This window comes from Rhodopirellula baltica SH 1 (genome assembly GCF_000196115.1).
Classification (GTDB): Bacteria; Planctomycetota; Planctomycetia; order Pirellulales; family Pirellulaceae; genus Rhodopirellula; species Rhodopirellula baltica.
This window is the reverse complement of record NC_005027.1, coordinates 5,318,551-5,330,906: the sequence shown is the minus strand read 5'-3', so window position 1 is coordinate 5,330,906 and position 12,356 is coordinate 5,318,551. Positions and strand designations below refer to the sequence as shown.

Below are 12,356 nucleotides of genomic sequence, written 5' to 3'. Positions count from 1 at the left end.
CGGCACACCGTTGCCTTCAATAACTGTTGGTATCCAGTCGTACCTTTCCGTGGAAGATCCAATAGATGATCACGGTGTAGCTGATGACACACGGCATCCCGATTCCCGCGATGATCAACATGATGTTCAGGGTGCTCTCGCTGCTTCTCGCGTTGTCGAGCGTGATGCTGTAAGAGGGGTCAATCGTGGAAAGCACGAAGTTGGGAAAGATCGCGACGCTGAAGAGCGAGGCCAGGGCCAGGATCACCATCGCCGATGAGAAGAAGGCGTAGGCGGGTTTACCGAGGTGCATTGCACGCGGAATGTTCAACACCGCCAACGCGTTGAGGATTGGGACGACCCAAAGGATGGGATAGTTGGCAATGTTCTCGGTTGCATGGGGCACGTGCCACCATGTCGCGAACGTGACGAGCGAATACATCCCGGCGAAAACATAAAACAAGGGTGTGATGGCCGCTCGCACACGCTGCTGCAATTCATGTTCTGTTTTTAGATACAAGAAGATCGCACCATGCAGTGCAAACAGTGACACGGTCAACGTTCCCACCAACAACGGGTACCAAGTCAACTGGCTGAGCAAGCTGCCTTCGTAATGGTACATGGGTCCGAGTTCCATTCCCTGCATGACGTTTCCACCGGCGATGCCGAGCAGCAACGCCGCGCAGGTTGAGGACAAAAAGAAACCCAAGTCCCACAGTCGTCTCCACGTGGGAGAGTGAACTTTCGAACGGAACTCAAGGCTGACGGCACGGCCAATCAAGCAAGTTAGGAGCAAGTAGAACGCGAGATAGAAACTGCTGAACACGGTGGCGTAGGCGACGGGAAACGCAGCGAAGAGAGCTCCACCAAATGTGACCAGCCAAACTTCGTTTCCATCCCACAGCGGTCCGATGGAATTCATGACCAGTCGACGTTCCTCATCCGTTTTCGCGATGAACGGATGAAGGATTCCAACACCCAGATCAAACCCATCCAGGATCGTGTAGCCGCATAGCAGAACACCCAACGAAACAAACCAGACGAACGTGACGGTTTCGTAGCTCATTCCGAGTCCTCCTCGAGGAAATCCCCACCATGTGATTTTCCGGTGCGTTGAAATTGTTCCGACATGGAACCCGGATGCGTCCGTCGTTTGTGTTCTAGCAATGCATCGACGCTTTCGGGGCCATGCTGAATTTTGTGGTTTAACACAAACACCCAGACCGCGAAGAGCATCGAGTAGATGATTCCAAACAAGATGATGGAGCTGAGGACTTGTTCGGCGGTGACCGATTCGCTCAGACCATCGGCCGTTTTCAAGCCAATCATTTCCACGCCGTCTTGAATCGACGGATAAACGATCCACGGTTGTCGGCCAACTTCGGCAGTGATCCAGCCAGCCTGATTCGCGGTCATCGCAGCGATGGGCATGAACACGATCGTCCACAGCAACCAGCGGCGTTGCAGCAGGGTGCCTCGAAACCAGAACCAGCAGGCGAGCGACGAAACTCCAATCATCATGGTTCCCAAGCCGACCATCACATGAAACGTTTGAAACGGCAACCAAACCGGCGGCCGTTCGTCGGAAGGGATTTGGTCCATGCCAGGGACGGGTTCCATCGGATCGTTGTAGACCATCAGACTCAACAGATAGGGGAGCTGGACACCGAAGTGAACGGTCTCTTCTTCTGCGTCGGGCCATCCGAAAAGGTAAAGTCCCGTGGGCTGGTCCGTCGTTTCGAAGTGGGCCTCCATCGCAGCCAGTTTCGCTGGTTGTGTTTCGACGAGCTTTTGAGCCGAGTCATGACCCGTCGCGGCCGCAAGGATCGTGAACAGCAACGAAGTGGGCAATGCGATCGACAAGCAGCGACGCGCGATCTCTTCGTGTCGCCCTTTAAGCAAGTAGTACGAACAAACCGAAGCGACGAAAAATGCTCCCAGAACGAATGCACCGATCAAAGTGTGAGTCAGGCGATCAACCGATGATGGGTTGAAAACCATGGCCCAGAAATCGGTGACCTCGGCTCTCGGCAGGGACTCGCCTTGCACGTCATGCCAAACGATGTGATAGCCGGACGGCGTTTGTTGCCAACTGTTGGCGACGACGATCCATACCGCGCTGAACATCGACCCCAGAAACACCATCAACGTGCTGAACAAGTGCATGGTCGGACCGACTCGATCCCATCCAAAGACGAGCACAGCCAAGAATCCACTTTCCAGGAAGAACGCGAAGATCCCTTCGGCGGCCAGTGCAGATCCGAACACGTCGCCGACAAACCGAGAGTAGGCGGCCCAGTTGGTGCCGAACTCAAACTCCATGACGATGCCCGTCGACACACCCATCGCGAAATTGACGGCAAAGATTCGTGTCCAAAACCGGGCGGCCGCTTCCCATGCCGGATTGCGAGTTCGGTAATACGCCAATTCGCATAGGAACAGTTGCAGACCCAAGCCAATCGACAACGGCGGAAACAGATAGTGGAACATGATCGTTCCTGCAAACTGCAACCGGCTGAGAATCTCAACGTCCATCATGGGGAAGTATCCGTTGGTTGATGTCGTGGTGAGTTCATCACGGCGAAGGGAATTGGCGAATGAATCGACGATCGATCCAAGTCTTTAGTGTCCAGCACCAGCTCGCATGGAACGAAAACCATCCGTAGTCGAGCAGGCCTTTTCCATCACCGGTATTCAGAATTTTGAGAAACGTCTTCCGCGAACGGAATCTTTTCAGCGGCGTTTCTGCAACGAATGCTCGAAGGTTGTGCCATAGAATGGGACTCTGACGCACCGCTGTCACGCCGGCTTTTGGGGCGGGATTACGAACGATCGTTCCAGCGTCTCCGACGGAAAAAACATGTTGGTGCGACAGCGATTGAAGAGTCTCAGATGTGGCAACAAAGCCGCGGTCATCGGTGTCGAGTTGCGTTTGGTGAAGGATGGTTGGTGGGGCGGCACCGGTTGCCCAGACGACCGCGTCGAACGGAAGCGTTACGCCTTCGTTCGTCGTGAGTGAATCATCACCAATTTCGGTAACCGCCGAGTTGAAGTGGGTTTGAATGTTTCTCGCCGCCAGCAACCGCAGAATGGTTTCTTGGCTTTTCGCATTGAGTTCATCGCTGACGGATGGGCTGCGAGAGAACAGATCTAACTGCACTCGGTCGAGTCGGTCTTGCTTGCGGAGATGTTCGTGCAGGCACAATGCGATTTCGATGCTGGCCACTCCGCCACCCACGATGGCAACTCGTTTGTTGGTGCCCTTTGAATCATCCACGCAATCGATTCGTTCGGACAATCGACGCAGGAACGTTTGCATCGGTTTGGTTGGAACGATCAAAGGCGACTCGTGTTCGTTCCAACCGGCCGGCATCGATCCGACTCCGATCGATAGCACATCGAATGACACTGGGACGTGGTCAGAGAAGTGAATCTGGTTCGTATCCAGATCGATGGATGTCGATTTGGCGATGATCAATGTCGCCCCGGCTTGATCAGCCATCGCTCGCAAGTCGATCTGCATTTCTTCTTCAGTGAATTGTTCACCGAGTGTGCCGGGCAACATGCCGGAATAGGTTGCGACGGGAAACGGGCTGATGCAGATCAAATCGCAATGAGCGATTGGGCGATCGGCCCATTGTTTCATCACGTGGGCATTGGTGTGTCCGATGCCGAGCAGCACAATCGCTTTTTGAGTCGGCGGCTTGCGAACCGAGTTCATGTTCTTGCATTCAACACGCGAAAACATCGAGCGGGACGGTATGTCCCAGCCGAAACGATGTCATCACATTATTGCCGAGCGAACCGACGCGAAAAGCTGTGGCGAAGCGTCACACGCGGTGGAACGTCGCTTTCGATGGCAAATGCCAAGCGACGCTCGCCGTAAGATCACGCCAGAATATCGCGAACGACGTGGCCGTGCACATCGGTCAAACGGAACCGGCGGCCTTGGTATTTGTATGTCAGTCGCTCGTGATCGATGCCCATCAGGTTCAGGATCGTGGCATTGAAGTCATGCACGTGGACACCGTTTTCCGCCACGTTGTAGCTGAACTCATCGGTCGTTCCGTAACTCATTCCGGGACGGATTCCGCCGCCGGCCATCCACGTCGTGAAGCAACGCGGATGGTGGTCGCGGCCATAGTTGCCCGGCGTCAGTGTGCCTTGTGAGTACGACGTGCGTCCAAACTCACCGCCCCAGATGACCAGGGTGTCATCCAGCATTCCCAGACGCTTGAGGTCTTTGACCAATGCGGCGGATGCCTGGTCGGTTTCTTTGGCTTGACCGGCGATTCCCTTTGGCAGGTTGGAATGTTGGTCCCATCCTTGATGGTAGAGCTGAATGAACCGAACGTCTCGTTGTGCCAATCGTCGAGCCAGCAAACAGTTGGCGGCGAAGGTCCCGGGTTGCTTGGCGTCTTCACCGTACAAGTCGAACGTGGACTCCGGTTCGTCGGAGAAGTCCGTCGCATCGGGAACGCTGGTTTGCATCTTGAACGCCATCTCGTACTGAGCGATCCGCGATTGGATCTCTGGATCAAATTCGCGTTGATACTGGTGCGAGTTCAAACGGTTGATCGAGTCGAGTTGTTGACGCCGATGATCGCGCGAGATGCCTTCGGGGTTGGACAGATACAACACGGGATCTTCACCGCCCCGGAACTGGACGCCTTGATACTTGGAATCCAGGAATCCGTTGCCCCACAAACGTGAGTAAAGCGGTTGACCGCCTTGGCCTTTGGTGACCAGCACCACAAAGGCGGGAAGGTCGTCGTTTTCGCTTCCCAGTCCATAGGAGATCCACGAACCGAGCGATGGCCGGCCAGCGATCTGCGACCCGGTTTGAAAGAACGTGATCGCGGGGTCGTGATTGATCGCTTCGGTGTGCATTGATTTGATGAAGCACACATCGTCGACGATGTCCCGGTGATACGGTAGCAGTTCGCTCAGCCAAGCACCGGATTGTCCATGTTGGGCAAACTTGAACTTGGAGGCTGCCACCGGCAACGAGCTTTGATTCACCGACATGCCGGTCAAACGTTGCTCGCCACGAACCTCGGGAGGCAATTCGCGTCCGTGCATTTGTTCGAGCATCGGTTTGTGGTCGAACAAGTCTTGCTGGGCCGGGCCGCCGGATTGGAACAGATAGATGATCCGTTTTGCTTTGGGAGCAAAGTGCATCCCGCCAAGATTTGCAGCGGGTGCTGCGGCCGATGCCATGTCACGTCCGAGCAAGTGCGCCAGCGCGGCGGCACCGACGGTGGAGGTGGCTTGCTTCAGAAAGACACGGCGTTTGGATTGCAGTGAGAAATCAGGAGTCATGATGGGTTCCCTCGCGTGAAAGATGGCGAGAAGGGTGGTGGCATGGAAGTTCGATGAAACGGTTTGGGGATGGACCGCCCTAGCGGGCTGTTGATTGAATGAGCCGCACCGCGTTAGCGGCGGTTGGTCAGACGCCAACCGGGGCTAACGCCCATCGGCTAATTGTTGCCATTCGGTATATGACCAAATCAACAGGCCGCTAGCGTTTCCAAATCGTGGCGTCCAGGTTCAGGATGACTTGGCACAGTGAGGTCGTGGTTGCGAGTTCGGCGAGGGGGACTTCGCTGGGCAGTTCGCGTTCGCCGATCGACAGGTAGCTCTTGGCCGAATCAACGTCTTTCTCGAAGAACGTTTGCTCTTGTTGATAGAGCGTGACGAGTTCTTCCAGTTCGGTTGGATCGGGACGTCGTCCTGCCAGTTGCAAGAATGCGTTCTCGATTCGTTGTTCCGGTGCCTCGTTGCTCATCAAAGCGGTTGCCAGTACCCGAGCGGCTTCGATGAATTGTTCATCGTTGAGCAGCACGAGTGCTTGCAATGGCGTGTTGGTTCGCGATCGTTTGACCGTGCAGACTTCACGCGACGATGCATCGAAAACCATCATGTTGGGAAGCGGTGCGGTGCGTTTCCAAACCGAATACAGCGACCGACGGTAGAGCGATTTGCCAACCGACTGTTGATACGGCGGCGACATCCCGTTGGATTCTCGCCAAAGGTCTTGGCCCGGTTGATAAGGCGACACCGGAGGTCCGCCCATCTCGGGATTGAGTAATCCAGAAGCAGCCAACGCGAGGTCGCGAATTTGTTCGGCGGCGAGTCGATAGGACGGGCCTCGGGCGAGCAGGCGATTGGTCGGGTCGCTGTTGAATTGTTCTTGCGTGCAGCGGGAATCTTGACGATAGGTCGCCGAGAGCACGATGTTGCGGCACAAGCGTTGGATGTCCCAATCGTGATCAACAAAATCGCGAGCCAACCAATCGAGAAGCTCCGGATGCGTTGGCAGGTCACCTTGCAAACCAAAGTTCTCGGGCGTGCGGACCAACGGATCGGCGAAGAAGTTGCCCCACAGTCGGTTGACGGCAACGCGAGCGGTTAGCGGGTGCTCTGGGTGCGTGATCCATTGTGCCAACCCGAGGCGATCCTTGCGAGCGTCTTCAGGGAACGGAATCGGGATGGCTTTCAGAACCGTTCGTTCAACCCGTGTGGTTTCGTTGGTTTCGGCATCGTATTCCCCGCGTAGCAACAGGTGCGTTTCGCGAGGTTCGTCCATCTCACGCATGATCGGGATTTCTTGGATGACCTCTTCTGCCATCACAAATTCGTGCCGGGCCTGGCGAAGTTGAGCAAACGCTTCGCGAGCGTCTTGATCCAATGCGGATGCGAACGTGGCGGCGTCAGCGGGTCGAGCTTCGCCGGTCGCTAAGACTTGCAGTTCAAGCGATGTCAGGTTGCGTTCGTAAAGACGGACATCATCGATCAAGCCACCGGCGAACCCGCGAGCTCGGAATCGTTGTCCGATCACGAAGTCTCCGCCATGGTCGACGACAACGTTGCATGATTTTTTGACTTCGTCTCGCAGCGTCACTGTTTCCAGTTCACGCCCATTGAGGAAGAGCTTCAGCCCTGACGCCTGGGACGATCCGTCGTAGGTTGCCGCGACTTGATGCCATTGGTTGGCTGGGATGGGTTCCACTGTTCGAACGCTGATGGCGTTGCCCGGCCAAACCCGAGCCATGCGAGATTCGAGGTGACCATCTTGGATCGTCAGGTCGTATCCGTTGTAGCCACAGTCGGTTCCGCGAGTGTGATGAACAATCAGGCTGCGTTCAGGAGAACGTTCGGGATCGTTGAGCGTGACGACGACGGTGAATGGTGTCCAACGATCCAGTGGTTCAATGTCGTGAGCGGTCACACCGCGTTCGCCGTCCAACTTCAATGCCATTCGGTCGCTCGGACCGCTGGATTGATTGGAGGCTGCTTCTTTGGAATCGTCTTTGGCGGCCAAACGAGCTTTATCATCATCGGCAAGTGTTGGATTCAGCCGAGCGATCTGGCAATCTTCGACGGGAACCAAGTCACACATCTTTGCCCAAGCTCGGTCGGACTCGGATGGGTGATAAACGGGTTTGACAGCGTTGTCGAAGCCTTGATCGAACGACAAGGCGAGTCGCAGGTCAGGAATGTCGTCAGCGGTGATGGACGCCGCTTCGCTGGTCTTGAATCGATCCTTGGTAGCGGCAAGGACCGCTTGGTAATGTTGTTCTGAAGCAGCTAGTTCTTGACGAGACCGCTCGAGTGCCGCGGATTCTTCTTCGGTGGGAAGCAGCATCGACGGGCAGGGGACTTTCTCAGTGCGATCGTAAACGCCGCTCTCGTCGATCGAATTGAAGAATGCTGAGAGCGAATAGAATTCGCGAGCGGTGATCGGGTCGTACTTGTGATCGTGGCAACGGGCACACTCCAAGGTCAGTCCCATCACGGCGGTGCTGAAGGTGTGAACTCGATCGGCTGCGTTCTCGATTCGCCATTCTTCAAAGACCGCACCGCCTTCGTTGTTCAGACGATGAATGCGATTGAAAGCGGTCGCCAGTTGCTGGTCTCGCATTGGGTCTTCCAGCAGGTCACCGGCGATTTGCCACGTCAAGAAATCGTCGTACGGAAGGTTTTGGTTCAGGGCGCGAACGACCCAGTCGCGATAGGGCCACTGGGTGTTGAGCTTGTCGCTTTGATAGCCATAGGAATCGGCGTAGCGAGCCACGTCGAGCCATGCGATCGACATGTGTTCGCCGAACGCGGATGATTGCAGCAGTTGATCGACCGCCGCTTCATACGCTCGTTCGCGATCTTTCTGGACGGCTTTCTCAAAGCTTTGAATGGTTTCTGCTGATGGTGGCAACCCGGTCAAGTCCAACGTGACTCGGCGCAACCAGCGCAACGGATCCGCTTCTGGGTTGGGCTGTTGTCCGGCCGCTTCGATTTTGGCCAGAACAAAGGGGTCAATGGTTTGTTTGGGCCAGTCGGCCTGTTTGACCGAGGGCGTTTCGACCGTCAGAGGTAGTTTTTCAAACGACCAATGCGCTGCGTAAGGAGCTCCTTCGTCGATCCAACGCTTTAGCATCTCTTTCTGCTCGTCGGTCAGCTCCAGATTCGCGTGAGGCGGTGGCATCACCAGATCGGGATCATCGCTTTGGACTCGATCCAGCAGTTCATCTGATTCCAACACGTACGCCGCGTCTTCGCGGATGTCCAAACGCAGGTCCGCTTCTCGGGTGCCATCGTCAGGACCGTGGCAAAAGTAACAACGGTCCGAAAGGATCGGCCGGATGTCACGGTTGAAGTCAATGTCATCTTCAGCGAAGACAACGGCGGAAGTGACCGTCGGCCAAACGAGCAGGAAAGGGATGAGAGAACGAAGCGAAACGAACATGGTGGATTAGCAGCTGTGGGGAAGGTTGCTGGGGTGCGAAACGGTCCGGGCGGGCAGACTCCAACGTGGACTAGATTCGTTCGAGCTTGATTGGTGGCGTGTGGTTGGCGTTCCACTGGCACACGTACAGGTTTTTGTCTTCGTCGACGCAAACGTCATGGCCGTGCATGATCGGCTGGCTTTCAAGCTGATAAGAATTCTGAAGCACGCCATCGATGTACTCCGGTTCGGAACCACCTGGGTTGGAGACGACTTGGTCGCCTTCCAGGACGGTCATGAATCCGGTGTGACCGGCCCAAGGCGATCCTCCCGAACGCGGTTGGGACCAGCAGACTCCCGCGTACAAGTTTTGGTCGTCGATGACCGGACGACAAACTCGCATGTTCGGCAGCGAAACCGTCTTCACGTATTGGCCATCCAATGTGAAGAACTTGAAGCAACATTCGCTGCGTGAGGTGCAGACGATCAAAGGTTGATTCGGGTCACGGGTGTCGAGTGCGACTCCATGGGCGTTCTTCAGATTCATGTTGGGGTCTTCGTTGTTGTGCCCACCCCAGTGGCGAATGTATTCGCCGTTGCTGTTGTACTGAATCACATAGTCCTTGCCGTAGCCATCAGCCACATAGATGTCCCCATTGGGACCGACGGTGGTTTCGGTTGGGCAGAACGGATCACCAGCGTTGTAGATGCCAATGGTTTGTGGATGGCCGATGTCAAACAGGATGCGGCCATCCAGCGACATCTTGGTCACGCGGCCGTTGTTGCGGATCGCTTTACCGTTGCGATCCAGGGTCCATCCGCCATCGGTGATCAACAGGAACTCTTCGTCACCTTCGTCCATCAGGCTGAGCCCGTGACCGCCGGGGAAGATGGTTCCCCAGGCATCCAGCAGTTTGCCGGATTTGTCAAAGACGAGGATGTTGTTGTCGGTGTGGTCACCAATCATGAACAACCGGCCGCGTTTGTCCTGCACCATTTCGTGACAGTTAAGAAGCGGCGTTCGGAGTGCACTGATTTGGGCCCAGTCACGAATCACACGATAGCGATAATCACCGTGGCCGATGATCTCGGGTTCGTCCTTGGGCGGCGCGGCGGTCAACGTGCGAGTGGCAGCGGTCGCGGCGAGAGCGGTGACGGCGGTTTTCTGCAAGAAGTTGCGGCGGGGTGTCTGGGTCAAGGGTCGAGATCCAGGTGAAGTGATGGGGACGAGCGGAACGAGGTACCGCGCGGGAACGATTGATTCGGAGACCAGTTTCGCTGGGAAAACGTTGGTTGTCTTGCATGAAGCGATTATTCTTGTGTAAAAAAACAGCATGAAAAAGACACTCAATAGACAAGCGTTTTTCGCTCGCTTGGCTCCCGGTCAGGAGATTTTGAAGCTCTTTGATTGGTTGCCGGATGTGTCCTTTTTCGTCAAAGATCGCGAGGGCAGGTTCATGGCGCTGAATCGTCGTGGTTGTGAATACTGCGGCGTGTTGTCCGAGTCGGAAGCAATCGGGAAGACCGATCACGACTTCTTTCCGAAGACACGGGCGGACGAATATCGAGAAGACGATTTGCAGGTGATGGAATCGAAAGAAGCGATCATCAACCGAATTGAAAGTGCGCCCGAAGAAGCCGGGTCGCCGCGGTTGGTCACGACCAGCAAGATTCCGCTGAAGGATCGCCGTGGACGAGTGATCGGTGTCGCGGGGTTTTCACGTCAAGTCGAAAGGATGCAGTCGGGCAGCGCGGACTCGTTGGAGAAGGTGATGGAGTACATCCACGCTCACTATCGCGAAGACATTCCGACGGGGCACTTGGCTGAGATGGCGGGGTTGTCGGCAAGTCATTTTGAGAGGCGATTTCGTTTGGCGTTTGGTGCGTCACCCCGCCAGTATTTGATTCGCGTTCGAGTGGAGAATGCGGCGCGATGGTTGCGAGAAACGGATGAGCGTGTGACCACGATCGCACAGAGTTGCGGCTTCTATGACCACGCACACTTCAGTCGCAGTTTTCAACGCATCATGAAGATGTCGCCGACTGAGTATCGCAAACGCAAACAGAGCTGAACGCAGCGCCCACAGAGTAGAACAATTGTCCTCAATTGTTCCGTCAGGCAACGTTCCCTCGCCAAGCCATGCCGAGATTCAAACAAACGGTCTTGCTGATCCTCCATCGCGTGAAGCAAAGACGTTGAAGTTCCACACATTCGCATCCCACTTTTCCGCGAAGCGAACCAGCCACGCAAACAGTTGAGGACAACGGTTCTACTCTGGTTGAGTGTCCGAAGTGACAGAGTAGAACAATTGTCCTCAATTGTTCCGTCGGGCAGCGTTCCCCGCCAAGCCATCCTGAGATTCAAACAAACGGTCTCGCTGATCTTCCACCGCGCTAAGCAAAGATGCTGACGTTCCTTTCATTCGCATCCCACTTTTCTGCGAAGCGACCCAGCCACGCAAACAGTTGAGGACAACGGTTCTACTCTGGCTCGGACAGCAGTGCGGTTGCAACGGTGTCAGCAAACAAGATGCCGCGGCAGGTGAGCCTGAGGTGGTGGTTCTCGTGCGTGACCAATTCCATCGACTGAAGTTTCGTCAGCGTTTTCGCAAGCAAGGTTTCCAAGTCGATTGAAGTTCGGTTATCAATCGTGGAAAGGTCGATCCCGTCGAGTTGACGCACGCCAAACGCGGCCAGTTCACGAGCGTACTGTTCCAATGTGATCGCCTCCGTTTCATCGGTTGCATTTCCGCCGGCCAGCATGCGTTTGAGGTACGTCGTTGTGCTGCGATGGTTGACTTCGCGTCGACCGTCAACGAAGCGTGCGGCTCCGGGACCAACGGCGTGCCAACCACGTCCCGCCCAATAAGCCAGGTTGTGTTGGCATCGCGTGGCACCTCTTGCGAAACTGCTGATCTCGTACTGCTGCCAACCGTCGATTGAGAATTGTTGTTGAGCGGCTTCGTACATTTGCAGTTCCAGCGTCTCATCAGTTTCCGATAGATCGCCACGCGAACGCCGTGACCAAAACGAAGTGCCTTTTTCGAATGTCAGGGCATAGGTGGAGACATGCGAGATCGAGGAGGCTGCCGCGATCGACAAATCGTTTTGCCAAGTCGCGAGGGATTCGTTGGGGGCACCAAAGATCAGATCGATCGAGACATTGCCGACTCGTCGGTGAGCGGATTCGATCGCGGAGAGTGCGATGGATTCGTCATGGCCGCGTTCGAGGCATCGCAATTTTTCGGCGTCAAACGATTGAACGCCGAGGCTGATTCGATTGACTCCGATGGCTTGCAAAGCATCCAGGCACTCAGGCGAGATGTCTTCGGGGTTGGCTTCCGCGGTGATCTCAGCGTCATCGGCGATCGGGAATGCATTCGAGATCGCTCGATGCAGTCGCTGCAGACGTGTGGCTGACAAACGCGTTGGTGTGCCGCCGCCTAAGAAGATCGTTCGCAGCGGCAATTCATGCGAGGAGTTGTCGATGCCTTTGAGTTCACGCTCGACGGCATCGAGGTACTGATCCTGCAACTCATCGCGGCCCGCGATCACGCTGAAGTTGCAATAGCCACATCGATGACGACAGAACGGAACGTGCACATACAGCGACTGTGGTTGGGGCCAGCCGCCGGGAGGGATGCACGTCATG

General features: G+C 55.7%; 8 protein-coding genes. 1 reads left to right on the top strand and 7 read right to left on the bottom strand.

The window, feature by feature from the left end:
• Positions 1-16: 16 nt before the first annotated feature.
• The 6 genes from cydB to RB_RS20270 form a co-directional block, all read right to left on the bottom strand.
• The gene (gene cydB, locus RB_RS20300) at positions 17-1,045 is read right to left on the bottom strand and encodes a cytochrome d ubiquinol oxidase subunit II (RefSeq protein ID WP_011122521.1); all 1,029 of its coding nucleotides are present in this window, start codon (positions 1,043-1,045) and stop codon (positions 17-19) included.
• On the bottom strand, positions 1,042-2,517 hold the full coding sequence (locus RB_RS20295; RefSeq protein ID WP_011122520.1) for a cytochrome ubiquinol oxidase subunit I: 1,476 nt from the start codon (positions 2,515-2,517) through the stop codon (positions 1,042-1,044). Before RB_RS20295 ends, cydB begins: the two co-directional genes overlap by 4 nt.
• 37 nt (positions 2,518-2,554) lie before the next feature.
• Positions 2,555-3,700, bottom strand: coding sequence for an FAD-dependent oxidoreductase (locus RB_RS20290; protein ID WP_164922286.1), 1,146 nt, complete (start codon positions 3,698-3,700; stop codon positions 2,555-2,557).
• Positions 3,701-3,867: 167 nt separating this feature from the next.
• A complete protein-coding gene (locus RB_RS20285; protein ID WP_164922285.1) occupies positions 3,868-5,301 on the bottom strand; it encodes a DUF1501 domain-containing protein in 1,434 nt (477 codons plus the stop codon).
• A 199-nt stretch (positions 5,302-5,500) separates the two neighbouring features.
• Positions 5,501-8,725 (bottom strand): DUF1553 domain-containing protein, encoded by a 3,225-nt coding sequence (locus RB_RS20275; protein WP_011122517.1) that lies wholly within the window; start codon positions 8,723-8,725, stop codon positions 5,501-5,503.
• Between the two features lie 70 nt (positions 8,726-8,795).
• A complete protein-coding gene (locus RB_RS20270; protein WP_231845831.1) occupies positions 8,796-9,902 on the bottom strand; it encodes a 6-bladed beta-propeller in 1,107 nt (368 codons plus the stop codon).
• A gap of 136 nt (positions 9,903-10,038) precedes the next feature.
• Between RB_RS20270 and RB_RS20265 the strand changes: the two genes are divergently transcribed.
• On the top strand, positions 10,039-10,776 hold the full coding sequence (locus RB_RS20265; protein WP_011122515.1) for an AraC family transcriptional regulator: 738 nt from the start codon (positions 10,039-10,041) through the stop codon (positions 10,774-10,776).
• A gap of 409 nt (positions 10,777-11,185) precedes the next feature.
• On the opposite strand, the gene hemW is transcribed toward RB_RS20265, so the two are convergent.
• Entirely contained in the window at positions 11,186-12,355 is a 1,170-nt protein-coding gene (gene hemW / locus RB_RS20260) for a radical SAM family heme chaperone HemW (protein ID WP_011122512.1), read from the bottom strand.
• Position 12,356: the final 1 nt, after the last annotated feature.